Annotated in this window: 19 protein-coding genes; 13 read left to right on the plus strand and 6 right to left on the minus strand. The window is 73.2% G+C overall.

All coding sequences use genetic code 11. The features are described 5' to 3' along the window. Positions 1-11 precede the first annotated feature (11 nt). The 4 genes from MED01_RS05625 to MED01_RS05640 all read left to right on the plus strand — a co-directional run bounded on the left by MED01_RS05625 (position 12) and on the right by MED01_RS05640 (position 7,665). Complete coding sequence (locus tag MED01_RS05625) at positions 12-605, plus strand: DUF3043 domain-containing protein (RefSeq protein ID WP_091407492.1); 594 nt, start codon at positions 12-14, stop codon at positions 603-605. 168 nt (positions 606-773) lie between these two features. After that, positions 774-1,334 carry a helix-turn-helix domain-containing protein gene (locus tag MED01_RS05630; RefSeq protein WP_238667450.1) on the plus strand — a complete coding sequence of 187 codons (561 nt, stop codon included), beginning with the start codon at positions 774-776 and terminating at the stop codon, positions 1,332-1,334. 383 nt (positions 1,335-1,717) lie between these two features. Then, the gene (locus MED01_RS05635) at positions 1,718-6,622 is read left to right on the plus strand and encodes a WG repeat-containing protein (RefSeq protein ID WP_238667451.1); all 4,905 of its coding nucleotides are present in this window, start codon (positions 1,718-1,720) and stop codon (positions 6,620-6,622) included. A 44-nt stretch (positions 6,623-6,666) separates the two neighbouring features. Continuing rightward, positions 6,667-7,665 (plus strand): aldo/keto reductase family protein, encoded by a 999-nt coding sequence (locus MED01_RS05640; RefSeq protein WP_238667452.1) that lies wholly within the window; start codon positions 6,667-6,669, stop codon positions 7,663-7,665. 70 nt (positions 7,666-7,735) lie between these two features. On the opposite strand, the gene MED01_RS05645 is transcribed toward MED01_RS05640, so the two are convergent. Both MED01_RS05645 and MED01_RS05650 read right to left on the minus strand, forming a co-directional pair. After that, positions 7,736-8,530: a site-2 protease family protein gene (locus MED01_RS05645; protein ID WP_238667453.1), complete on the minus strand. Its 795-nt coding sequence runs from the start codon at positions 8,528-8,530 to the stop codon at positions 7,736-7,738. Beyond that, a complete protein-coding gene (locus tag MED01_RS05650; RefSeq protein WP_030337978.1) occupies positions 8,530-8,730 on the minus strand; it encodes a hypothetical protein in 201 nt (66 codons plus the stop codon). Before MED01_RS05650 ends, MED01_RS05645 begins: the two co-directional genes overlap by 1 nt. Positions 8,731-8,874: 144 nt before the next feature. Between MED01_RS05650 and MED01_RS05655 the strand changes: the two genes are divergently transcribed. Continuing rightward, positions 8,875-10,683, plus strand: a complete 1,809-nt coding sequence (locus tag MED01_RS05655; RefSeq protein ID WP_372493588.1) for a serine/threonine-protein kinase — start codon at positions 8,875-8,877, stop codon at positions 10,681-10,683. A gap of 54 nt (positions 10,684-10,737) precedes the next feature. Here MED01_RS05655 and MED01_RS05660 read toward each other — a convergent pair whose 3' ends face one another. Next, positions 10,738-10,968, minus strand: a complete 231-nt coding sequence (locus MED01_RS05660) for a GntR family transcriptional regulator (RefSeq protein ID WP_238667454.1) — start codon at positions 10,966-10,968, stop codon at positions 10,738-10,740. Positions 10,969-11,263: 295 nt separating this feature from the next. Here MED01_RS05660 and MED01_RS05665 point away from each other — a divergent pair, with 295 nt between their 5' ends. The 5 genes from MED01_RS05665 to MED01_RS05685 all read left to right on the plus strand — a co-directional run bounded on the left by MED01_RS05665 (position 11,264) and on the right by MED01_RS05685 (position 15,964). Further along, a complete protein-coding gene (locus MED01_RS05665) occupies positions 11,264-11,482 on the plus strand; it encodes a hypothetical protein (protein WP_238667455.1) in 219 nt (72 codons plus the stop codon). Beyond that, positions 11,479-11,778, plus strand: a complete 300-nt coding sequence (locus tag MED01_RS05670; protein WP_238667456.1) for a hypothetical protein — start codon at positions 11,479-11,481, stop codon at positions 11,776-11,778. The genes MED01_RS05665 and MED01_RS05670 overlap by 4 nt, the downstream gene beginning before the upstream one ends. Before the next feature lie 131 nt (positions 11,779-11,909). Beyond that, positions 11,910-13,838 carry a bifunctional adenosylcobinamide kinase/adenosylcobinamide-phosphate guanylyltransferase gene (locus MED01_RS05675; RefSeq protein ID WP_238667457.1) on the plus strand — a complete coding sequence of 643 codons (1,929 nt, stop codon included), beginning with the start codon at positions 11,910-11,912 and terminating at the stop codon, positions 13,836-13,838. Beyond that, positions 13,828-14,601, plus strand: a complete 774-nt coding sequence (locus MED01_RS05680; RefSeq protein ID WP_238667458.1) for an adenosylcobinamide-GDP ribazoletransferase — start codon at positions 13,828-13,830, stop codon at positions 14,599-14,601. Before MED01_RS05675 ends, MED01_RS05680 begins: the two co-directional genes overlap by 11 nt. Before the next feature lie 67 nt (positions 14,602-14,668). Continuing rightward, entirely contained in the window at positions 14,669-15,964 is a 1,296-nt protein-coding gene (locus MED01_RS05685) for a DUF2314 domain-containing protein (RefSeq protein WP_238667459.1), read from the plus strand. A 124-nt stretch (positions 15,965-16,088) separates the two neighbouring features. Here the strand turns inward: MED01_RS05685 and gcvT are convergent, their stop codons facing one another. Further along, complete coding sequence (gcvT, locus tag MED01_RS05690) at positions 16,089-17,219, minus strand: glycine cleavage system aminomethyltransferase GcvT (RefSeq protein WP_238667460.1); 1,131 nt, start codon at positions 17,217-17,219, stop codon at positions 16,089-16,091. 162 nt (positions 17,220-17,381) lie between these two features. Here gcvT and MED01_RS05695 point away from each other — a divergent pair, with 162 nt between their 5' ends. Further along, the gene (locus tag MED01_RS05695) at positions 17,382-18,956 is read left to right on the plus strand and encodes a leucyl aminopeptidase (RefSeq protein WP_238667461.1); all 1,575 of its coding nucleotides are present in this window, start codon (positions 17,382-17,384) and stop codon (positions 18,954-18,956) included. A 54-nt stretch (positions 18,957-19,010) separates the two neighbouring features. Here the strand turns inward: MED01_RS05695 and MED01_RS05700 are convergent, their stop codons facing one another. After that, positions 19,011-19,337: a hypothetical protein gene (locus tag MED01_RS05700; RefSeq protein WP_238667462.1), complete on the minus strand. Its 327-nt coding sequence runs from the start codon at positions 19,335-19,337 to the stop codon at positions 19,011-19,013. Positions 19,338-19,515: 178 nt separating this feature from the next. Between MED01_RS05700 and lpdA the strand changes: the two genes are divergently transcribed. Beyond that, positions 19,516-20,907 (plus strand): dihydrolipoyl dehydrogenase, encoded by a 1,392-nt coding sequence (gene lpdA, locus MED01_RS05705; protein ID WP_238667463.1) that lies wholly within the window; start codon positions 19,516-19,518, stop codon positions 20,905-20,907. 67 nt (positions 20,908-20,974) lie between these two features. After that, positions 20,975-22,810 carry a 2-oxoglutarate dehydrogenase, E2 component, dihydrolipoamide succinyltransferase gene (sucB, locus tag MED01_RS05710; RefSeq protein WP_238667464.1) on the plus strand — a complete coding sequence of 612 codons (1,836 nt, stop codon included), beginning with the start codon at positions 20,975-20,977 and terminating at the stop codon, positions 22,808-22,810. Between the two features lie 63 nt (positions 22,811-22,873). Here sucB and MED01_RS05715 read toward each other — a convergent pair whose 3' ends face one another. Continuing rightward, complete coding sequence (locus tag MED01_RS05715; protein ID WP_238667465.1) at positions 22,874-23,809, minus strand: SDR family NAD(P)-dependent oxidoreductase; 936 nt, start codon at positions 23,807-23,809, stop codon at positions 22,874-22,876. Positions 23,810-23,889: the final 80 nt, after the last annotated feature.

Raw genomic sequence — 23,889 nt, forward strand, 5'->3', positions numbered from 1 at the left:
ACCCTTGCCGCGTGCCGTCGCTCTTTCGCCGCAAGTCCACCGACCTCGTCGACGAGGCCGTCACCTCGGTGACCCCCGAGGAGACCGCTGAGCGTTCCCGGGGTTACACCCCGGCCAAGGGTCGGGAGACGCCCAAGCGGCCGACCGTCGGCCGTCGCCCGGCCGGCCCCACCCGTCCCCTCACCAAGGAGGAGGAGCGGGAGCGTCGCCGTCAACTGCGCGCCGAGGCGGCGTCGGAGTTCCGCCGTGAGGGTGGCCCCCGCGACCGTGGCCCGGAGCGGCTGCTGGCCCGCAACGTGGTCGACTCCCGGCGTACCGTCGGCACCTGGTTCTTCGGCGGCGCGCTGATCGTGCTGGTCGGGTCGAACGCGGCAATGCCGCCGTTGGTCCGACTGATCTCCAACGTGCTCTGGGGCGCGCTGGCGCTGGGTGTGGTCGTCGACTCGGTGCTGATCTGCCGCAAGATCAGCAAGCTGGTCCGGGAGCGCTTCCCGAAGACCGACCAGCGGATGGGCTCGCTCTTCCTCTACGCGGTCATGCGGTCGATCACCTTCCGGCGGATGCGCGCTCCGGCGCCCCAGGTCAAGCTGGGCGACAAGGTCTGACCCCGGCCTCCCACGCCCTCCAAGATCCGCGCAACAACGGCGAAACTGCTGCCTCAGACATCTGCGGGGCAGCAGTTTTGCCGTAACTGCGCGGATCTTGTCGTGCGTTCATCATGCTGAACGGGTCGTTGTTCGACAGACCGAACGTGTGACCAATGGAGCGAAGGCATGCCTTCGGAACCGACTGCCCCTCTGGCCACCATCGCCGCCGCCCTGCGCCGGGAGCGGGAACGGGTCGGTATCTCGCTGACCGAGCTGGCCCGCCGAGCGGGGGTGGCCAAGTCCACCCTCTCCCAACTGGAGTCGGGCACCGGAAACCCGAGTGTGGAGACCCTCTGGGCGCTGGGCGTCGCACTCGGTGTGCCGTTCAGCCGGCTGGTGGAGCCCGTCGACGACGGCGTACGGGTCATCCGGGCCGGGGACGGGCCGCACGTCCGCTCGGAGCAGGCCGACTTCAGCGGAACACTGCTCAGCGCGGGTGCGGCGCACCTGCGCCGGGACGTCTACCTGATCACGCTTGAGCCCGGCGCGGTCCGAGCCGGGCACGGACACACCCCGCGCAGTATCGAGCACGTGGTGGTCGCTGCCGGCCGGCTGCGGGTGGGGCCCGAGGGGGCACCTGTCGAACTCGAACCGGGCGACTACGCCACGTTCCCCGGCGACGCCCCGCACCGTTACGAGGCGCTCGCTCCCGGTACGTTCGCCGTCCTCATCATGGAGCACCCCTGAACGAGGACGGCGATCCCGCCGCAGCCGGGCGGTCTTCGAGTGCGATAGGGTCGGAGGCCAGATTCGCTTATAGGACCAAATGTCCGAAACCGATGGGATAACGTTTGCGCCGGTGGGCGGCACCACAGTGGCGGTGAGCGAGCCCACGCCGTTACCCTCCATCCGCAGCTACGGCCTGCCGGAGCGGCGATCTGACCGGCACGTGCGGCCCCAGCGCGACAATTTGCAACGAGGTGACAACGCGTGAGCGAGCGGACGCGAGCCGGCCACCGGGGCGTGGCAGGCGGCGACCGGACGCCCAGCGGTCACCCGACGGCGGCTGCGGACACCTCACCCCCGGCGAGAATCGGCCCAGCGGCCGGGTGTGGCGACGGGCTCGGCGGATGAACGGCCGCTACACCGACCGGTGGTCAGACCCGAACGAACCGTCCTGGGTGGTCGAGCCGACCGCCGAGTGGCACCCCCAGTTCCCCGGCCAGCGTTACGCCGGCGACATCGGCATGCCGCACCAGCCGCCACCGCGCGGCCGCGCGACGGTGTCCGGTCGCGCCGAGGTGCCGCCGCTGGCGCCCACCCGCCCGGACGGCACCTACCTCGGCCGGTCCTGGTCCGACGAACCACCGGCGGAACAGACACCGCACGGCCGTTCCTGGGTGGACGACGAGCCGGGCGGGGCATCGGCCTACGGCCGACTCGGCAGCGACGAGCGCTCGGCGGACACGTCCGCCTACGGCCGGCCCGACAGCGCTGACTCCCGCCACTACGACCATGAGCCGTACCGTCGTCCGCTGCCCGAGCCACCCCGCCGCGACGAACGCCGCTCGCCCGAGTCGGACCGACGTACCGCCTGGTCCGACCGACGCCCCGCCGACGAGCGAGGGCCCGCGCGGGAAGCCGCCTGGCACCGGGACCAGCCCACCACCGAGCGGTACGACAGCCGCCGCCCCCGGCAGGAGCCCACCGAGCGGGATCGGGGTTACCGGGGCTCTCCGCCAGTCTCCCCCGCGCCCCGGCCCGAACCCGGCTGGGTGCCCGAGCCGGACGACACACCACGTCGGCGCGGTACACCGGAGCGAACAGCCGCCGGTTACGAGCGGCACCCGGGCGACGGGTACGGCGTCCGACCAACCCGCGACCACGACGGGCGGACCGCCGAGCCGGCCGACCCGTGGGCACCCGTGGACGGCCGCACGCGATACCGCGCCGACGGGTACCCGGACCGGGCCGCCGACGACCTGCGCCGCCCAGAGCCGCGCTACCGCCCGGACGACGGAATCGGCGCGGCGCCCTCACCGAACGGTGGACGACGGCGTCGCCCCGAGCCGGACCTGCCCGACCAGCCGCGCCTCGACGACGACCGGCGGCGGCCCGACACCGACCCGCACCGGCAGCAGCCCCGTGAGGCGGCGGCCCGCGCCGAGGCGTACCCGGACCGGCGACCCCGCGAGCAGGCCAGCCCGGACGGGTACCGCGACAACGGGTACCGCGATGACGCGTCTCGTGAGGACGCGTACCGCGAGCCCCGGCCACAGCCGGGCCAGCGGTCGGACGGCAGTCTGCCCTGGCCGGCGCCGGGTCCGGTGCGCCAGGACCGCACCTCGGACCGCACCCGGGAGCCCGGCCACCGCACCGACCCGCACCGCACCGCGGACCCACACCGCAGCCCCGACCCACACCGCAGCCCCGAGCCGCACCGCACCGCGGAGCCGTACCGCAGCGCCGACCCACACCGCAGCCCCGACCCGGGCATGCCGTCGCGGCCGGCCGCCCGACCCGACCGGCCGGCGGCCACGCCGTCCCGGCCCGAGGAGCGCCCGGCGGCCACTCCGGCACGGCAGGACGAGCGACAGGTACGCCCGGCCGCGACGGCGCCGCCCGCCTCCGGCCGCGCCATGCCGGTCTCCCCGGAGCGACCGGTGTCGCCAGCACCCGTCTCCCCCGCCTGGGACCGACCGGTGTCAGCCGCCCCGGCCACCCCGGAACGACCGGTGTCCCCAGCACCCGACTCCCCCGCCTGGGACCGACCGGTGTCAGCCGCCCCGGCCACCCCGGAACGACCGGTGTCCCCAGCACCCGACTCCCCCGCCTGGGACCGACCGGTGTCAGCCGCCCCGGCCACCCCGGAACGACCGGTGTCCCCAGCACCCGACTCCCCCGCCGCGCGCGGCTGGGACCGACCGGTGTCGGCAGTCCCGGTCTCTCCCGCCTCCGATCGGCCCGTCTCGGGGCCACCCGCCGCGCGTCTGCGGTTGGAATACCTGCCCGCGCCGGTGGACCCACCCGGCGCCGACGAGCGCCCGGACGCCCCGCCAGCATCGGGACGCCGGCCGCTGGCCGAACCGCCACCGGCATCCAGGGCGCATCCCGCCCCGCCGCCGCGTTATCCAGGCCCGGACACCAGTGACCGTCCAGCGGACCAGCGGCGCGGCGAGGAGCCGGGCCCGGACCGCCGTCGGATCGGCGACCCGTTGGCCGGCACCCCACCGACCGACCGCCGCCCGTCCTCCCCGGACCGCCCGCCCGCGGCCGAGCGGCCGCACCCCGCCGATCGCCGAGTCGTGCCGGATCGACCGGCCGCGCAGCAGCGCCCGTACTCGCCGGAGCGACTGGCACCCACGGCGGACGCCCGCCCGTCGGCGGCCCCGCCACCCACCTGGCAGGCACCGCAGCCACCGACGACCCGATCCGACCCGACCCCGGCAGCCCCGGCTCCGGCAGACCCGCAGCCACCGGCGGCGGAGGTCGCGCCGGTGCTTCCGCCGGCCCCCGGTACGCCGCGCCGCTACGTGCCCCCGCCGCCCTCCGAAGAGCCGGTGGCCCCCGTTCGCGAGCCGGACGGCGTCCCGGGTACCCGCGGGCCGGAAGCGTGGTTCAGCCCCGCTCAGCCCGCCGAATCCGACCAGGCCGAGCCGGCCACGGACCGGCGGTCGTTCGACCCGGTCGACGACGAGTCGACGGCCGGTGACCCCGACCTCTCCGCGACACCGGTCGCGCAGACGTCGACGCCGGCAGCCGACACCCACCTCGACGTGGCCGACGAGCACGCCGGCGGGTCGACATCAGACGACGCATTCGACCCGGTCTCCGCGCCGCCCGCCCACCCGCTCTCCGGCGACCGTCGACTGGGGGCGGCCGACCCTGACGACGAGCCGCGGCCCGGTTTCGACACGGGAACGGTGGACGGCGACCAGCCCGTTCCCGGCGCACCTGTCGTCGCGATGCCCCACCAGCGGACCGAAGCCGAGGTCGACCGGCAGTCCTTCACCGCTTCGCCCAGCGAGGACACCGATCCGGTCGAGCACGACCCGACGGACGAACTCGCAGCACCCGACGAGCCGACGGAAGCGATCGACGATCCGAGCGCGAGCCCGGCGGATGGCTCGCGAATCGACGAGTGGCGGGACGACGCGACGCTGCATGTCACGGCCGTGGACGACACGAGCCCGCCCATCTCGGCACCACCGGTCTCCGCACCGTCGGTCTCCGCACCGCCGGTCTCCGCACCGCCCGCCTCGTTCACGCCCGTCTCCGCTCCTCCGGCATCGCCGGTATCGGCCCCGCCCGCAGCGCCCGTCTCCGCGTCACCGGCACCGACCGCAGCACCAGTGTCCGCGCCACCCGCCGCAGCGCAGCCGTACTCCGTAGCGCCCGTCTCCGCGCCACCCGCGCCGGCACAGCCGTACTCCGCAGCACCGGTCTCCGCACCGCCAGCGGCCGCAGCAGTGCCCGTCTCCGCGCCGCCTGCCGCCACGCCCATGACGGCGCCACCGGCCTCGACACCACCGCCGGCCGCGGTGCCCGTATCCGGGCCGCCGGCGTCGGTGGTGCCGACGTCCGGGCCACCCGCCTCGGCCGTACCCGGCCCGAGGAGCGGCTCGGACGGGGAGAACGAGCAGGTGTCCGCGCCACCCGACGAGGCGCCATCCGACGAGGCGCCATCCGACGAGGCGCCATCCGGCGAAGCGCCGCCGGTGGTGACCCGCCCGTCGCTGGCCGACCCGGGCGACCCGGAGCAGGTGCTGGCCGCGTACCGGTGGCGGTTGGACCCGGTCACCCTGCGCGAGGAGTTGACGGAGCCGGACGACCTGCGGGCCATCCGGCGGCGGCTGACCGAGAAGTTGGGCTCGGCGGTCGACAACCGTGCCCGGGCCCGGCTGCTCAGCCTGCGGGCGGTGGCCTCGCGGATTCTCGGCGACCTGGACGACGCGCTGGCCGACGGTCGGCTCGCCCTCACCTACGCCGAAGCCACCGGCGAGCTGCGCCGGACCGCGCTGGCCCAGGCCCGGCTGGCCCACGTGCTGCGCTGGCGCGGCGACTTCGCCGAGGCCGATCAGCTCTTCGCCCAGGCCAACTCGGTCGAGTTGCCCGACCGGCTACGGGCCGCGCTGCACGAGCACGCCGGGCGGTCGTGTTACGACCAGGGGCGGCTCATGGAGGCCTGCGAGCATTTCGAGAAGGCACTCGACCTGCGCGGCGCGGGCGACGCCGAACTGCTGGACCGGGTCCGGGTCGCCCTCGACGCGGTCACCGTCCGGGCCGAGGCGGATGGCTTCGGGGCGTACCCCCGGGGTCGAGACGAGGTGCTCGACCGGGACCGACCCCCGTTGCCGGACCAGGACGGGCCGCTGTGGGGTTACACCAGCCAGGACGGCGACGTTGTCGTCCCCGCCCGGTACGCCGAGGCGCAGCCCTTCCACGACGGGTTGGCCTGGGTCCGCCGGCCGGACACCGACCGCTGGTCGCTGATCAACCTGCTCGGTACGACGGTGATCCCGCCGTCCTTCCGGGCCGCGCAGCCGTTCAGCGACGGCCTGGCCTGGGTGGTCGGCGACGGTGGTTGGACGGCGATCGACGCGACCGGGGCGGTGCAGGTCGCGCCCAACTTCGCCGAGGTACGACCGTTCCGTCGTGGGCTGGCAGCGGTGCGGCGCGAGGGGTGGGGGGCTGTCGACCGGACCGGTCGGGTCATCGTGCCCACCCGCTACCACGGCTTCGTCACCGAGTTGGCCGACGGCCAGCAGATCGACGGATTCACCGACGAGGGGCTCGCCGTGGTCGACGTGGCGGGTCGGCGGGGCGTGGTGGACCGCACCGGCACGGTGCTGGTCCCGCCGGCGCACCCGATGCTGGTCATCCACCCGGTGGCGTTCCTGGTCGAGAGCGACAGCGGGCGGTGGGGCGCGCTGGACCGGCGCGGCGTGCCGCTCATCGACCCGGTGCACCGCGATCGCGCCGAGGTGATGGAGGAGATCGACCGGCTACTCACCGACGCCAACCCGGTGCTCTGAGGCACCGGTCGCCACTGGTGATCCACTGGAGCTACTGTCGGTGCATGGAATTCCGACACCTGGGCCGTTCCGGCCTGATGGTCAGCGAGATCTCGTACGGCAACTGGATCACCCACGGTTCGCAGGTCGAGGAGGACGCCGCGTTCGCCTGCGTCCGCGCCGCTCTCGACGCGGGGATCACGACCTTCGACACCGCCGACGTGTACGCCGGCACCCGGGCCGAGGACGTGCTCGGCCGGGCGTTGCAGAACGAGCGCCGTGAGGGCCTGGAGATCTTCACCAAGGTCTACTGGCCGACCGGGCCCGGCCGCAACGACCGTGGCCTGTCCCGCAAGCACATCATGGAGTCGATCAACGGCTCGCTGCGCCGACTGCGCACCGACTACGTGGACCTCTACCAGGCCCACCGCTACGACAGCAGCACCCCGCTGGAAGAGACGATGGAGGCGTTCGCCGACGTCGTCCACTCCGGCAAGGCGCACTACATCGGCGTCTCCGAGTGGACCGCCGCCCAGCTGCGCGCCGCCCACCCGCTCGCCCGGGAGCTGCACATCCCGCTGGTCTCCAACCAGCCGCAGTACTCGCTGCTCTGGCGGGTCATCGAGACCGAGGTCGTGCCGGCCAGCGAGGAGCTGGGCATCGGGCAGATCGTCTGGTCACCGATGGCGCAGGGCGTGCTCTCCGGCAAGTACCTGCCGGGCCAGCCGCCACCGGCCGGTTCCCGCGCCACCGACGAGAAGTCGGGTGCGGGCTTCATCTCCCGGTTCATGAACGACGACGTGCTGACCCGGGTTCAGCAGCTCAAGCCCCTCGCCGAGCAGGCCGGGCTCAGCATGGCCCAGCTCGCCGTGGCGTGGGTGCTGCAGAACCCGAACGTCTCGTCGGCGATCATCGGCGCGTCCCGCCCCGAGCAGGTGCACGACAACGTGAAGGCGGCCGGGGTGAAGCTCGACGCCGACCTGCTCAAGGCGATCGACGACATCGTCGGCCCGATCGTCGAGCGGGACCCGGCGAAGACCGAGTCCCCCGCGCAGCGTCCCTGACGCCGTTCCGGCCCGGCCGGCGCGAAACCCTCGCGCCGACCGGGCCGGGTCAGCAATCAGCCCCGCCCGATCAGCCCCGCCAGAAGCGGATCAGCTCCAGGCCGGTGGCGTAGAGCCACGACGGCAGACCGAGCAGGTCACCGACCGCGAAGACCGCGTCGAAGAACCAGCCGCCGATGCGCGGGTTCCACAGCAGCGCGAAGAGCAGGATGAAGCCGTACGGCGCGAACAGGTCGTACATCTTGCGCCACTGCGGGTTGAGCCACGGCTGGATCATGTTGCCGCCGTCCAGGCCGGGCACCGGCAGCAGGTTCAGCACACTGGCGGTGAGCTGGAGGAAGGCGAGCAACGCCACCCCGGCCCAGAACTCCACCGGACCACCCGACTGGGTGCCGAGCCGTACCGCCGCCACCAGCACCAACGTGAACAGCACGTTTGTCGCCGGGCCGGCGAGGCTGACCAGGGTGTGCCGCAGTCGACCCGGGATGGCGTGCCGGTCCACCCAGACCGCGCCACCCGGCAGGCCGATGCCACCGAGCAGCACCACCGCCACCGGCAGCACTATCGACAGCAACGGGTGGGTGTACTTCAACGGGTTGAGCGTCAGGTAGCCACGATGGGCGATGTCCCGGTCGCCGGCCCGGTAGGCCACCACCGCGTGGGCGTACTCGTGCAGGCAGAGCGACACCAGCCAGCCGGACACCACGAAGAGGAACACGTTGAACCGGACGCTGCCGTACCCGTTCCAGGTCAGCACCCCGCTGACCGCGAAGAGCGCGACCAGGCCGAGGAAGACCGGGCTGGGCCGGAACGCCGCCTTGGGCACGCCGAGGACCAGCCCGTCACCCGGGCGGTCGTAGGCCATCACTCGGCCGTGGGCAGCAGGCTCATCCGGTACTCCACCCGGTCGTCCTCCACGAGCGCGACCGAGGTGACGCCGGACGCCGCGAGCTCCCGCCAGGTCTGACCGATCCAGGATTCGGCGTCGGCCTGGCTGCCGAACGACTCCGCCGGTCCCTCGACCGTCTGGCCGTCCGTGCCCTCGTACCGCCAGCTCCACGCCATGCCGCGTCTCCCCTCGCCGCTGAAGTCCCCGTGGGACGAACCCTCGCCAGCGTAGTCGGCCCGGCGCGCAACGGCCGCTCGCTCGCCCCGGCGGGACCCACGGGGTGGATCAATCCGATCGACGCCGGCCGGTACGGTGGCTCGGTGCTGACACGGGGAGTGCTGCTCGGCGACCGGTACCGGCTGGGCGAGCGGGTGGCGACGGGCGGGATGGGCGCGGTCTGGCGCGGCACTGACGTGCTGCTGGAACGCGAGGTCGCCGTGAAGGTGCTGTTGCCGTCGCTGGTCGCCGATCCGGAGTTCACCGCCCGGTTCCGGGCCGAGGCGCGGATGCTGGCCGCGCTGCGGCACCCCGGCGTGGTGCCGGTGCACGACGTGGGGCAGGCGGCGCTCGACGACGGCAGCCAGGTCGACTACCTGGTGATGGAGTACGTCGAGGGCGAGCCGTTGTCCGCCCGGGTGCGCACGGTGGGGCGGCTGGATCCGGCCACCACGATGTCGGTGCTGGCCCAGGCCGCCGACGCGCTGCACACCGCCCATCTCGCCGGCATCGTGCACCGCGACGTGAAGCCGGGCAACCTGCTGGTCAAGGGCGACGGCACCGTGGTGCTGGTCGACTTCGGCATCGCCCGGTCCCGCAACATGGCCGGGCTCACCGCCGCGAACATGGTGCTCGGCACCGCCTCGTACATGTCTCCCGAGCAGGCCACCGGGCAGCCCGTCTCGGCCGCCACCGACATCTACGCGCTCGGCGCGGTCGCGTACTTCTGTCTTGCCGGGCAGCCGCCCTTCCACGGTGACAACCCCCTCGCGGTGGCGCTGCGGCACGCCCAGGAGGACCCGGCGGCGCTGCCGGCGGACACCCCACCGGCGGTTGCCGCCGTGGTGTCCCGCGCGCTGGCCAAGCGTCCGGAGGACCGGTTCGGCAGCGCCGCTGAGCTGGCCGCTGCCGCCGCCGATGCCCGGGACGCGACACTGGCCAGCATTCCGGTCTCGGCCCGCCCACCGTGGGCGCTGGCCGTGCCCGCTCCCGGGACGCCGTCGCCTCTTCCGGTCACCCCAGCCGCCACGCCGCCCGCACCGACCCCCGCGCCACCTGTCGCACCGACGCCGTTGGCCGGGCCGACGCCGGCCGGGCAGCCCGCGCCGGTCGGGGGCGCCGTGCCCAGGCCGGCAGGCTTCGCGGCCTCACCGGTGACCGGGCCAGGCTCGACCCGGGAGGAGGTGTTCCGGAAGGGGTCGTCCGGCCGGCGCCGGCAACTGCTGATCGGGGTCGGCGCGGTCGCTCTCGTGGCGCTGATCGCCGTGGCCGTGGCGGCCCTGCGGCCCAACGGGGAGCCGGGTGGGGCGGACCGTCCGCCCGCGCTGGCCGGCGAATCGGCGGCGGCACCGAACGGCGGTGCGCTCGACGACGGAGGTGCGAGCCCCTCGGGACCCGCGCCCAGCGGCACCCCGGGCGCCAGCCGCACCGCGTCCGCCGCGCCGACCGGCTCGGTCGCAGGGACCGACGCGCCAAGCGCCGCCGCAGACGCGCGCACCGCGACGCCGGGCAACACACCGACCGGTACGGCCAGCAGCCGACCGACGCCCAGCCGCACCCCGTCCAGCCGGCCCAACCCGTACACCGCCGCGCAGGCGTGCGGCAGCGGCTACCAGGTGATCGACTCGGCGACGCTGACCGGCGGGGACGGGCAGCGCAAGGGTCGGGTCTTCCTGCTGTACCACTCGGGCACCGGCACCAACTGCGTGGTCACCCTCAAGGACAGCGCGGTGGGCGCGAAGTCGGCCGCCTCGGCGTACCTGGAGGTGCAGGGGCGCACACGCAGCACCGACAGCGGGTCCTTCGACTACTACGCCGGACCGGTGAAGGCGGTCGCCGCCGGGACGTGCGTCAAGTGGGGCGGCTCCACCGGCGGGGTCAGCTACGGCAGCGGGTTCGAACACTGCGACTGAGCACCGGTAAGCACCCGGGCCCGCAGGCGCGGCATCGAGGGGTTGTCCGCCTGCCTACTTGTCGCTGACGTAGGTGCCGCGCTGGGGAACGGTCATCACCAGTCCGCGCTCCCGGAGCAGGCGCACCGCCGCCCGGACCGTTCCACGCGCCACGCCGTACTCCTGCTGGAGCGTCGACTCACTCGGGATCGGCCGCCGGGGAGGCAGCTCTCCGTCCTCGATCCGTTTGGCGATCACGTCTGCGAGTTGGACGTAAATCGGCGTCGGAGACAGCGGGTCGATCATGGACGCAAACATAGGAGACGTTCATAGACGTCTAGTCTTTCGGTACGTCTATAGACGTACACAGACGTACACAACTACGGTTGGTTGCGGATGAGCGACCGACCGTAGGAGTTCGAGTGCGGAGAGTTTGGTTCGACGACTACCTCCTCTCAGCGGCATTGACGCTGGCGCGCCGCCACCGGCCGGTCTGGTCGTGGATCCGGTGGCGGAACGTCTGCCGCTGCGGCGCGGAGCTACCCTGCCGATCCCGCCACCGCATCCCGATCAACCGGGGGCACCGGCCGGGTGAGCGCCGATGACGCGGCATGGACCGGTCCTGCCCCTGTGGCTCTGCGAGACGTGTGGCAAGCCGTGGCCCTGCGTCACCCGCCGGGAAGAACTGTTGGGCGAGTACGCCGACGCCTCGTTCACGCTGGCCGTCTACATGGGCACCTATCTGGTCTCCGCCGAGCAGGACCTGAGTTGGGCTCAGCCAGACGGGCTCCGCCGCCGCTTCCTCGGGTGGGTGCCGTGACCACGCTCCACCCCGGCGACATCGTCCGCATCGGGTTGGCGTGCTCGGTGCAGTTCACCGGGGACCGGGTGCTGCGGCTTCGACTCGTGGCTGTCGGGGAGCCCGACCCGTACAACGACTGGATCTGGTTGACGGGCTACGTCCTCGGCCCGAAGGGCAACGCCACCGACAAGCGCGAGGTCTATGTCCAGCGCGCCGGAGTCGTGGTCGTGGAAGGGGTTCCCCGACCAACTCTCTCGACGCGGAATCCGCACGCCCAACCTCACCCCAGGCGCACCCGGGTACGGACGGTCTGAGGTGCGCGTGGCTCGGTGCCGCGCCGACGGTTGGGAACATCGGCCCGCGACGGACGCAGGACGAACTTTCGATCTTCGGTTGGGCTGGGGCGAGGTGCCCGGGTCCAAGGCGGGAGAACTAAGGTACGGGCATGTCCGTAGACGGGTGGAACACGGTCCTGGTGCTCGGCGGTATCCGGTCCGGCAAGTCCGAGTTCGCCGAGTCCCTGGTCACCGACGCGCCGGTGGTCCGCTACGTCGCCACCGCGCCCGAGGGCGACCCGGAGGACACCGAGTGGGCGACCCGGCTGGCAGCGCACCGCGCCCGACGGCCGGGCAGCTGGACCACCGAGGAGACCACCGAGGACCCGCGCCGGCTGGCCGACGTGCTCGAGTCCGCCGAGCCCAACGAGATGCTGCTCGTCGACGACCTGGGCGGCTGGGTGACGGTGCTGCTCGACCCGGACCACCAGCCCGCCGACGACGTGGCGACCATCGCCGAGCTGGCCGAGGCGATCCGCGGGTGTGCCGCCCGGGTGGTGCTGGTGAGCCCCGAGGTGGGGCTGTCGCTGGTGCCGACCACCCCGCTGGGCCGGGCGTTCACCGACGCGCTGGGCGCTGCGAACCGCGCGGTCGCCGACGCCTGCGACGCTGTCGTACTGGTCGTCGCCGGTCAGCCGGTCTGGCTCAAGCCGGCCGTCACCTCGACCGAGCGGTCCGCTCCCGCCACCGTGACCGCGCCGACGGCCGCCGCCACCGCACCGGTCGTGGCGAGCCTGGCCGACACCGAGCCCACCCCCGAGGTGCAGCTGCCCGACGTGCTGACCCCCACGCCGCCGGCCGCCCCGACCGCGGAGTCGGGCAACCCGTGGGCGGCGCCGACCATGGCGCTGCCGATGGTGTCCACCGGGCTTGTCATCCAGCCCGGCATGGAACTGCCGATGCCCGACGAGTACGCCGGCCCGCAGGCTGTCGACCGGTTGGCCACGCTTGACGTACCGGGTGCCGGGTTGGGCGTGCTGGACCGGGTGGTGGGCTTCGCCGCCGCCACCCAGGGCACCTCGACCCCTGTCGCCTGGGGCTCGGTGCGGGTGCTGCTGCTGCACGGCGACCACGCCGGCGGGGCGGCGGCCGGCACCGTCGCCGGTGAGTCGGCGCGCCGCGCCGCGCAGGCCCGCGCCGGTCAGGGCGCGCTGGCACGGCTGGCCGCCGAGAGCGGCGCGAGTCTCCAGGTGGTGGACACTCCGGCCTCCGCGCCGATCGAAGACCAGCCGGCTCTCGCGCCGGAGCAGGTGGAGTCCGCGCTGCGCTACGGCTGGCGACTGGCCGAGCAGGCCGCCGACGCGGGCGTGCAACTGCTGGTGCTCGGTGCGTGCGGCGCCGGCACCGAGGCGGCGGCCGCGGCGGTGCTCGCGGCGACCGCGGGCGCGGAGCCACCCGCCGTGCTGGGCCGGGTGATCACCGACTCCGGCGAGATCGACGACGCGGCGTGGATGATCCGCTGCGCGGCGGTGCGCGACGCGCTGCACCGCACCCGGCGCTCGTCGCGCGGCGCCAAGGACATCCTGGCCGAGCTCGGCGGCGGCGACGTGGCGGTGGCCACGGGCGTGCTGCTCGGCGCCACCGCCCGCCGGGTGCCGGTGCTGCTCGACGGGCCGGTCGGGTTGGCCGCCGGCATGGTGAGCCGCGACCTGGCCGGGCAGGCCCGGCACTGGTGTCTGCTGGCCGACCACGGCGGGCACCCTGCCGTGCGGCTCGCCGCCGACGTGCTGGGTCTCACCCCGCTGCTCGACCTGCGGATGGATCTCGGCGAGGGCGCGAACGCGCTGGTCGCGCTGCCGCTGCTGCGCTCGGTGCTGGCGTTGTCCGCCGCGCTTCCGGTGCACCCGTCGCTGACCGGCACCGACGACACCGACCCGGCCGCCGACGAGCCGGAGTCCACCGACCCGAGCTACGCCGACCCGGATCTCACCGAGCCCGACCCGACCGAGCCCGACTTCGCCGAGCCGGAGCCGGCCGGACCGGGCCCGGCCAGCACCGGGGCGGACGAGCAGCCGGCGTCGAGCTGGCGTGCCGGCTGAGCCACGGCTGCTCGCCGGGGCCCGGCTCGCGGTCACCACGTTCACCACGTTGCCGGTGCGGGCCGGGCGCATCGACCGCCCGGTCGCCGGCACGGCGATGGCCCTCGCCCCGGTGGTCGGCGCGCTGCTCGGCGCCCTACTGGCCGGTGTGCTGCTGCTGGCCGGGGCGCTCGCCCCACCGCTGGTGGCGGCCGGCGTGACAGTCGGCGTCGGCGCGCTGCTCAGCCGGGGGCTGCACCTGGACGGGCTGGCCGACACAGTGGACGCGCTCGGCTCGTACCGGCGGGGCGAGGCCGCTCTGGAGATCATGAAGAAGCCGGACGTCGGCCCGTTCGGGGTGGTCGCCCTGGTGGTCGTACTCCTGGTGCAGGCGGCGGCGCTCGCCGACCTCGCCGGTCGGTCCTGGCCGGCGTGCCTCGCGGCGGTGGTCGCGGCGACCGCTGCCGGGCGGCTCGGTGTCACTGTGGCCTGCCGGCGGGGCGTGCCGGCGGCCCGACCCGACGGGCTGGGCGCGCTGGTCGCCGGCACTGTCGGCCCGGTGGCAGTGGCCGCCGGCGCGATCGCCGTCGTGCTGCTGGCGGTGCCCGCGGTGCCGGGCCGCCCATGGCAGGGGCCGCTGACCGTCGTCGCCGCGATCGCCGTCGCGCTACCGCTGCTCAACCACGTGGTACGCCGCCTCGGCGGGATCACCGGCGACGTCCTCGGCGCGACCGTCGAGGTGGTCACCACGCTGGTCTACCTGGGTCTGGTGCTGTCCGGCTGAACCGGGCCCGGCGGGCCGGGTAGCGTTCGGCTCGACAACACCGGCGCGGCCACCGGGGGAACCCACAATGCTCATCACGGACGACTTCCTGCCCGTTCCGGTGCCGGAGTCGCTCAGCGCGACCTACCTGGTGCCGATGGCGGGGCTACCGAAGGTCAGTGCGAAGACCGCGGTGGCGGCCCTGACCGGCCGGCTGGCCGAGCCGGTGCACGGGCTCGCCCGGCAGATGCTCGACAGCCCGCTGATGAGCGTCGACACCCGGCCGATCGCCGAGTTCCCCGAGCTGCCACCGGACCTGCTCACCGCGTTCGGTGCCACGAAGGAGCAGCTGGACCGGCTGGCGGCGGCGACGCACCTGGTGGTCGTACAGGCCGAGTACCGGCCCGGTTGGCCACCCGCGCACGAGTGGGCCGCCCGGGCGGTCGCGGCCGCCGTGGCGGAATCCGTCGACAGCGACGTCGTGGACGTCTTCGGCCTCCAGTTCCTCGACCCGGCGACCGCGCTGCGCTCGCTCCCCGACGAGAACGGCCGGATCCGGCTTGTCGACTGGGTGCTGGTGCCGTACTCCTCGGACACCGAGGGCCTGTGGTTCACCACGAAGGGGCTGCGCCGCTTCGGTCTCCTGGAGTTGCAGACCCAGGGGGTGCCCGACCACCTCACCCGCGCCTGGGGTGCGGTGATGACCGGGGCGGCCCGCCGACTCCTGCGGGACTGGACCGACGGGCTCACCGGCGAGGAGGTGCCGGCGTTCGTGCAGTTGCCGGTGCTGGCCACTGTCACCGGGCACGACATCGCTGTGGCGTACGGCAACCCGGAGCAGCACGGCGCCACCGCCCCGGTGCTGCTGCGCCTCGAACTGGACCCGGCGACCGACCCGGAGGCCGACTCGTTCCTCAGCCTGCGCCCGCCGGCCGGGCACCCCGGCCCGGACGGGCGCTACTACGCCGCCGCCTGCGCGACCCTGTTCTCCGGGATCCAGCCGGACGTGCGCTACGCCCGCTCCGGTGACGCGATGAGCCGTGCGGTCGCCACCGCCCGGGACGCGTTGGATGACGCGCGGGCCCGCTTCGTCGCCGGCCAGTTCCCCACCGAGTCGCAACTGGTGGTGAAGTACGGCCTGCCCGGGGACGACGGCCCGGAGTACGTCTGGGCGGGCGTCACCTCGTGGGAGACCCCGGAACGCATCGTCGGCGTGAGCGCCAGCGACGCCAACACCGACCAGAGCGTCCGCATCGGCGCCCCAGTGGTCGTGGAGACGTCCGACGTGGTCGACTGGGCCGTCCTGGACGCCACAGGCGTCATAGAAGGCGGCTGGACCCAAGCAGTCCTGGACTCAGGCGAACCCCCAACCCCCTCCCGCTAACCCCCCGGTCTCACCCACCCACCCCCACCCCCGCGTTGATCATGAAGTTATTGCCACCGCCGTCGGCGTGTCGTGGCAATAACTTCATGATCAACCAGGGCTTGGGTGGGGGGTGGGGGTGGGGTTACTTCACTGAGGGGGTTACGAAGGGGGGTTTGGTCAGGGTCAGGGGGGCTCGGCGGCCTCGGATGTCGATCTCGACCTCGTCGCCGTCGGTCAGGTTGGCGTCGGTGTCCAGCAGGGCCAGGGCGATGCCCTGCTTCCTCGTCGGGCTGAAGGTGCCGCTGGTCACGGTGCCGACCTGGGTGTCCCCCACGTGCAGGGTCATGCCGGGACGCGGGATGGCCCGGTCGACTGCCACCAGGCCGCGCAGCGTACGCCGGGGGCCGGCGGCCTTCTCGGCGAGCAGCGCGTCGCGGCCCCAGAAAGCCGGCTTGTCCCAGCCGACCGCCCAGCCGGAGCGGGCCTGCACCGGGCTGATGTCCAGGGAGAGGTCCTGCCCGTGCAGCGGGTAACCCATCTCGGTCCGCAGTGTGTCCCGGGCGGCCAGCCCGCAGGCGCGCAGCTCGAACGCCGCGCCGGCGGCGAACAGCGCATCCCACACGACGACCGCGTGCTCCGCCGGCACCACCAGCTCGTAGCCCAGCTCACCCGTGTAGCCGGTACGACAGACCGTCAGCTCCACCCCCTCGAGGCTCGAGGCGGAGAAGCTCATGTAGCCGTGTTCGGTGGGCAGGTCCAGGGCGGCCAGCAACTCGGCCGAGCGGGGGCCCTGCACGGCCAGCACCGCGTACGCCTCGTGCTCGTCGGTGACTGTCACCTGCGCGGGAGCGGCGGCGCGCAACCGGCGCACCACCTCGGCGGTGTTCGCCGCGTTCGGGATGAGGAAGACGTGGTCGTCGGCGTACAGGTAGGCGATGATGTCGTCCACCACACCGCCGGTGGCGTCGTCGCAGCAGAGCGTGTACTGCGCCCGGCCCGGGCCGATCCGGCCCAGGTCGTTGCTGAGGCAGGAGTTGACAAAGTCGGCCGCGCCGGGGCCGCTCACCCGGGCCTTGCCCAGGTGTGACACGTCGAAGACCCCGACCGCCGTACGCACCGCGGTGTGCTCCTTGAGCACTCCGCCGCCGGCGTACTCCAGGGGCATCTCCCAGCCCCCGAAGGGGGCGAACTTGGCTCCGGCGGCGGTGTGCCGCTCGTGCAGCGGGGAACGGCGCAGCCGGGTCGCGGCGGCGTCGGAGGTCACGTCGGTCATGGGTGGCAACTTACCGGGGACAACGTCGCTGGTTAGCATCGGCGGGAGCCCGCTGGCGCTGTCGGCGGGACAGCCATGACGTCCGGCGGGTAGGTTCCGCCGGAGACCTTCACCGCTGGTACGCGACGCCGCGACCGGCCCGGCCCGCCCGGAGTAGCTTCAGTGACTTCACCCCGCACCACCAACCTGAGCCTGGTCGACACCGACCCGGCCGAGCTCGCCGTCGACGCGATCGTGATCGGCGTGCACAGCCAGACCGGAGAGCAGGGCGCCACCAGCGGCCTCGCCGGCACCCTGCTGCTCGCCAGCGGCGCGGAGAGCATCGCGGCCGCGTTCGACGGCAAGCTGACCGAGACCCTCGCGCTGCTCGGCGCGACCGGCGGGCCGGGTGAGGTCATCAAGCTGGCCACCCTGGGCACCGTGACCGCCCCGCTGGTCACCGCGGTCGGGCTCGGCCCGGAGCCGTCGGGTGCCGCCCCGGCCCCGGAGACGCTGCGCCGGGCCGCCGGTGCGGCGATCCGGGCCCTGGCGGGCGCACCCACTGTCGCGCTGGCGCTGCCGCTGCCCGACGACGCGGACGCGTCGGCTGAGCTGCGCGCGATCGCCGAGGGCGCGCTGCTGGGTGGGTACCGGTTCGCCGGCTACAAGACCCGACCCCAGCCGACCCGGCGCGAGCCGGTGGCCGAGGTGCTCATCGCGGTGCCGGACGCCGGCGACGCGGGCGCCCAGGCGGAGGTCGCCCGGGCGCAGGCGGTGGCGGGCGCGGTCCGGCTCAGCCGGGACTGGGTGAACACCGCGCCGAACGAGCTGCGTCCGCCGTCGTTCGCCGACGCGGTCGCCACCGCGGCGCGCGAGGCGGGCCTCGGCGTCGAGGTGCTCGACGAGGCGGCGCTGGCCGCCGGCGGGTACGGCGGCATCGTCGCGGTCGGGCAGGGCTCTGAGGCCCCGCCGCGGCTGGTGAAGCTGACCTACACCCCGAAGGGCGGCGGCAACGGCAAGCGGGTCGCGCTGGTCGGCAAGGGCATCACCTTCGACACCGGCGGCATCTCGATCAAGCCGGCGCAGGGCATGTGGGAGATGAAGTCCGACATGGCGGGCGCCGCCGCGGTGGGCGCGGCCATGCTGGCGATCGCCGCGCTGAAGCCGACGGTGGCGGTCAGCGCGTACCTGCCGATGGCGGAGAACATGCCGTCGGGCACCAGCTACCGGCCGGGTGACGTGATCACCATGTTCAACGGCAAGCGGGTCGAGGTGCTCAACACCGACGCCGAGGGCCGGATGATCCTGGGCGACGCCATCGCCCGCGCCTGCGCGGACGGCACCGACTACCTGTTCGAGACCTCCACGCTGACCGGTGGCCAGGTGATCGCGCTGGGCAAGCGGATGGCCGGCGTGATGGGCACCCCGCAGTTGTGCGACCGGGTGAAGGTGGCCGGCGACGCCGTCGGCGAGCCGGCCTGGCCGATGCCGCTGCCCGACGACGTCCGTAAGGGCATGGAGTCGGATGTGGCGGACATCTCGCAGGTCAATGCCGGGATGGACCGGGCCGGTCACATGCTGCAGGGCGGCGTGTTCCTGCGCGAGTTCGTGGCCGACGACGTGGCCTGGGCGCACATCGACATCGCCGGGCCGGGCTACCACTCGGGCGAGCCGACCGGCTACTGGACCAAGGGCGGCACCGGCGTTCCGGTCCGCACACTGGTGCAGCTCGTCGAGGATGTCGCCGCCAACGGCTGATCGGACACGCGGAAGGGGCCCCCTGCTTCAAGGGGGCCCCTTCCGCGTTGCTCACTACCGCTCGGGGCGACGTTTGCGGCGTTCGTTGAAGTCGCGCATCCGCTGCGGGTAGCCCATCAGCCGGACGTCGTACACCGGGATGCCCATCCGGTACGCGAAGCGCCGGGCCCCGTCCGGGCCGTCGATGCGCCGACGGGTCCACTCCCCGTCGTCGGCGATCAGGATGATGGTGGTCTCCGTCACCGTCGTACGGGGTTCGATGAACGCCTCGACGCCGCGCCGACTCCGGATGAAGTTCTCCAAATGGTCCAGATCGCCGCGACTGGCAGCACGGTCATGGCTCGGCACAGCCGTCTGTTTGCGGCGCCGGAACAAGCCCACCGGATCTCTCCCCCACCGTGCGTCATCGACAACGGTGCCAAGGGTACGTGTCGATGACGTGTCGTTGGGCACCTCGGTACGCACCCTGTGCCCAGTGGTGACAAGATGACCGAGGTGGGGTGTGTCCGTGTTACACCTCTGTGACCCCCGATGCAGCGACGCGACCTGGGAGTTGGACGTGAGCGAGCCGAACGAAGCGACCTTCGACATTGTCATTCTCGGAGGTGGCAGCGGCGGCTACGCGACCGCGCTGCGCGCCGTCCAGCTGGGCCTGAAGGTCGCGCTGGTCGAGAAGGGCAAACTCGGCGGCACCTGCCTGCACAACGGCTGCATTCCGACGAAGGCCCTGCTGCACGCCGCCGAGATCGCCGACCAGGCCCGCGAGTCGGAGCAGTTCGGCGTGAAGGCCGAGCTGATCGGCATCGACATGGCCGGGGTCAACTCGTACAAGGACGGCGTGATCGCCCGCCTGTACAAGGGCCTGCAGGGCATGTTGAAGGGCAACAAGGGCATCACGATCGTCGAGGGCGCCGGCAAGCTGGTCGGCAAGAACGTGGTCGAGGTGGACGGCAAGCGTTACACCGGCCGCAACATCGTCCTGGCCTCCGGCTCGTACGCGAAGAGCCTGCCCGGCCTGGAGGTCGACGGCGAGCGGATCATCACCAGCGACCACGCCCTCACGATGGACCGGGTGCCGTCGTCGGTGATCGTGCTCGGTGGCGGCGTGATCGGCGTCGAGTTCGCCAGCGTGTGGAAGTCCTTCGGTGTGGACGTGACGATCGTCGAGGCGCTGCCCCGGCTGGTCGCCGCCGAGGACGAGGAGTCGTCCAAGGCGCTGGAGCGGGCGTTCCGCAAGCGGAAGATCAACTTCAAGGTCGGCAAGCCGTTCGAGAAGGTCGAGAAGACCGACAACGGCGTCAAGCTGACCATCCAGGGCGGCGAGACCGTCGAGGCGGAGCTGCTGCTCGTCGCCGTCGGTCGCGGCCCGAACACCGCCAACCTCGGGTACGAGGAGCAGGGCGTCAAGATGGACCGCGGCTACGTGCTGACCGACGAGCGGCTCCGCACCAGCGTGCCGAACGTCTACGCGGTCGGCGACATCGTGCCCGGCCTCCAGCTCGCACACCGGGGCTTCCAGCAGGGCATCTTCGTCGCCGAGGAGATCGCCGGGCAGACCCCCGCCGTGATCGACGAGGTCGGCATCCCGCGCGTCACCTACTGCGACCCGGAGCTGGCGTCGGTGGGCCTCACCGAGGCCAGGGCCAAGGAGCAGTACGGCGCCGACAAGGTCAAGACGTACAACTACAACCTGGGTGGCAACGGAAAGAGCCAGATCCTCAAGACCACCGGCTTCGTGAAGCTGGTTCGGGTCGAGGACGGCCCGGTGGTCGGCGTACACATGATCGGCGCCCGGGTGGGTGAGCTGATCGGTGAGGCGCAGCTCATCTACAACTGGGAGGCCTACCCGGCGGAGGTCGCCCAGCTCGTGCACGCCCACCCGACCCAGAACGAGGCCCTGGGCGAGGCGCACCTGGCCCTCGCCGGCAAGCCGCTGCACTCGCACGCCTGATCATCCACAACCGCGGCGTCCGGCGACGGGCGAAGATCCCACCAGGGGAATGAAGGAGTCTCAGAAAATGCCGGTATCGGTCACCATGCCCCGGCTCGGCGAGAGCGTCACCGAGGGCACCGTCACTCGCTGGCTCAAGCAGGAGGGCGACACGGTCGAGGTCGACGAGCCCCTGCTCGAGGTCTCCACCGACAAGGTCGACACCGAGATCCCGTCACCCGCTGCCGGCGTGCTGAGCCGGATCGTGGTCGGCGAGGACGAGACCGCCGAGGTCGGCAGCGAGCTGGCCGTCATCGCCGGTGAGGGCGAGTCGACCGGCGGTGGCGAGGCCGCCGGGCAGGAGCAGGCCCCGGCCGAGTCGGTCGAGCCGGCTGCCGAGCCGACGGCCGCCGCCGAGGGCACCGCCGACGAGGTGGCCCAGGACGAGGCCCCGGCCGAGGCGCCGGCTCCGGCCGCCGCCTCGTCGGGCGAGGGCACCGCGGTGAAGATGCCCGCCCTGGGCGAGAGCGTCACCGAGGGTACCGTCACCCGCTGGCTGAAGCAGGTCGGCGAGACGATCGAGGTCGACGAGCCGCTGCTGGAGGTCTCCACCGACAAGGTGGACACCGAGATCCCGTCGCCGGTCGCCGGCACGGTGCTGGAGATCAAGGTCGCCGAGGACGAGACCGCCGCGGTCGGCGCCGACCTGGCGATCATCGGCGTTGCCGGCGGGGCCTCCGCCCCGGCGCAGCCCGAGCCGAAGCCCGAGCCGAAGGCGGAGGCCAAGCCGGCGCCGAAGGCCGAGCCGAAGCCGGCGCCGAAGGTCGAGGAGCCGACCCCCGGCATGTCGTACAACGAGCCCGCCGCGGAGACCGAGAGCTCGGCGCAGCCGGCGAAGACCGAGCAGGCCGCGCAGCCGGCCGCGTCGACCTCGACGCCACCGCGTCCGTCCGCCCCGGCACCTGGTGCCGGCGAGGAGGCCGCCGGGTATGTCACGCCGCTGGTGCGCAAGCTGGCCAGTGAGCACGGCGTCGACCTGGCCGCGCTCAACGGCACCGGCGTGGGTGGTCGGATCCGTAAGCAGGACGTGCTGGAGGCCGCCGAGAAGGCGAAGGCCGCCAAGGCCGCTCCGGCTCCGGCGGCTGCTCCCGCCGCCGCGCCCGCGGCCAAGCCGGCCGCGAAGCCGCAGCCGAGCACCAAGCGGGGCACCACGGAGAAGCTGCCGCGGATCCGGGCGACGATCGCCAAGCGGATGCAGCAGTCGCTGCACGAGACGGCGCAGCTGACCACTGTCGTCGAGGTCGACGTCACCAAGGTCGCCAAGCTGCGGGTCCAGGCGAAGGACTCGTTCCAGGCCAAGCACGGCGTGAAGCTGTCCTTCCTGCCGTTCTTCGCCCTCGCCGCCGTCGAGGCGTTGCAGACCCACCCGATCATCCAGGCCAGCATGGACCTGGACGGCGGCACGATCACCTACCCGGCCGCCGAGCACCTCGGCATCGCCGTGGACACCGAGCGCGGGCTGCTCGTGCCGGTCATCCACAACGCCGGTGACCTCAACATGGGCGGCATCGCCAAGCGGATCGCCGACCTGGCGGAGCGCACCCGGGCCAACAAGATCACCCCGGACGAGATGGCCGGGGCGACCTTCACGCTGACCAACACGGGCAGCCGGGGCGCGCTCTTCGACACCCCGATCGTGCCGTCGCCGCAGTCGGCGATGCTCGGCACGGGTGCCGTGGTGAAGCGTCCGGTCGTGGTCAACGACCCGGAGCTGGGCGAGGTCATCGCGGTCCGGTCGATGGTCTACCTGGCCATGTCCTACGACCACCGGCTGATCGACGGCGCCGACGCGGCGCGCTTCCTGACTGCTGTCAAGGAGCGGCTGGAGGGCGGCAACTTCGAGGCGGAGCTGGGCCTGGCCTGATCCGCCGTAACGCCGAAAGGGGCGCCCCGGTCATCGACCGGGGCGCCCCTTCGTCTGCGCCGCTCAGCCCTTGAGCAGATCCGTCGAAACCTGCCAGAGCCGCTCGGCGGCCTCCGGGTCCAGCGCGTAGTCGGCGACACCCGTCCGCCCGCCGGGCTGGGCGGGGGCGGCCTGCTGACAGTCCTCGAAGTAGCGCCCGCCCACTCCGTCGAGCAGCGGCGAGGCGGCGACCAGCACCGAGGTGGCGGCACCCTGTTCGACTGTCTTCCAGGCCGCCGCGTTGCCCGCCCGCATCCGGTCCAGTTCCTCCTTGCTGACGTAGCGCTGGAGGTTGGTCTGGATCGCGCCGGGCATCAGCGAATTGGTGTAGATGCCGTCGTCGGCCCAGCGGCGGGTCGCCTCCACGGCGAACAGCACGTTTGCCGTCTTGGACTGCCCGTACGCCTGCCACGGCTCGTACTCCCGCTTGTCGTACTGGATGTCCTCGAAGACCACCGGTGAGCGCAGGTGCGCGGCGGAGCTGACCGAGACGATCCTGGCGCCGTCGCCGGCCGCGAGTGCCGGGCGCAGACCGTTGGCGAGTGCGAAGTGCCCCAGATGGTTGGTGGCGAACTGCATCTCCCAGCCCTGCGGGGTGCGCGACAGGGGTGCGGCCATGATGCCGGCGTTGTTGACCAGGATGTGCAAGGGGCCGTCCCAGTTGGCCACGAAGTCGGCGACCGATCCCTGGTCGGCGAGGTCGAGCGGGGCGACCAGCACGCGGTCGTTGCCGGTGGTGCCGGTGATGTCGTTGGCGGCCTGCTGACCCGCGTCGGGGTTGCGGACGGCCAATGTGACCTCCGCGCCGGCGCTGGCCAGGGCGCGGGCGGTCTCCACGCCGATCCCGGAGGACCCGCCGGTGACGACCGCCCGCCGCCCGACGAGGTCCACGCCCCGGATCACGTCCATGGCGGTGGAGTGATGGGCGAACGAGGTGGTGATCGGGTTATTGGTGGTCATTGTCCATCCTTGTCCGGGGTGGGGCGGACCGGCCGGCCCGCTGCGGGAGGCCGCGGTCCCGGTGTTTTCCCGACCCTGGC

The organism is Micromonospora alfalfae, assembly GCF_022230925.1.
Lineage (GTDB): Bacteria > Actinomycetota > Actinomycetes > Mycobacteriales > Micromonosporaceae > Micromonospora > Micromonospora alfalfae.

Excerpts from the sequence above, each read along its gene's own strand:
- MED01_RS05685 (WP_238667459.1), top strand. The coding sequence starts at position 14,669 with ATGCTCATCACGGACGACTTCCTGCCCGTTCCGGTGCCGGAGTCGCTC.
- MED01_RS05640 (WP_238667452.1), top strand. The coding sequence starts at position 6,667 with ATGGAATTCCGACACCTGGGCCGTTCCGGCCTGATGGTCAGCGAGATC.
- MED01_RS05635 (WP_238667451.1), top strand. The coding sequence starts at position 1,718 with ATGAACGGCCGCTACACCGACCGGTGGTCAGACCCGAACGAACCGTCC.
- sucB (WP_238667464.1), top strand. The coding sequence starts at position 20,975 with ATGCCGGTATCGGTCACCATGCCCCGGCTCGGCGAGAGCGTCACCGAG.
- MED01_RS05660 (WP_238667454.1), bottom strand. The coding sequence starts at position 10,968 with ATGATCGACCCGCTGTCTCCGACGCCGATTTACGTCCAACTCGCAGAC.
- MED01_RS05665 (WP_238667455.1), top strand. The coding sequence starts at position 11,264 with ATGACGCGGCATGGACCGGTCCTGCCCCTGTGGCTCTGCGAGACGTGT.
- MED01_RS05715 (WP_238667465.1), bottom strand. The coding sequence starts at position 23,809 with ATGACCACCAATAACCCGATCACCACCTCGTTCGCCCATCACTCCACC.
- MED01_RS05630 (WP_238667450.1), top strand. The coding sequence starts at position 774 with ATGCCTTCGGAACCGACTGCCCCTCTGGCCACCATCGCCGCCGCCCTG.
- MED01_RS05645 (WP_238667453.1), bottom strand. The coding sequence starts at position 8,530 with ATGGCCTACGACCGCCCGGGTGACGGGCTGGTCCTCGGCGTGCCCAAG.
- MED01_RS05650 (WP_030337978.1), bottom strand. The coding sequence starts at position 8,730 with ATGGCGTGGAGCTGGCGGTACGAGGGCACGGACGGCCAGACGGTCGAG.
- MED01_RS05675 (WP_238667457.1), top strand. The coding sequence starts at position 11,910 with ATGTCCGTAGACGGGTGGAACACGGTCCTGGTGCTCGGCGGTATCCGG.
- gcvT (WP_238667460.1), bottom strand. The coding sequence starts at position 17,219 with ATGACCGACGTGACCTCCGACGCCGCCGCGACCCGGCTGCGCCGTTCC.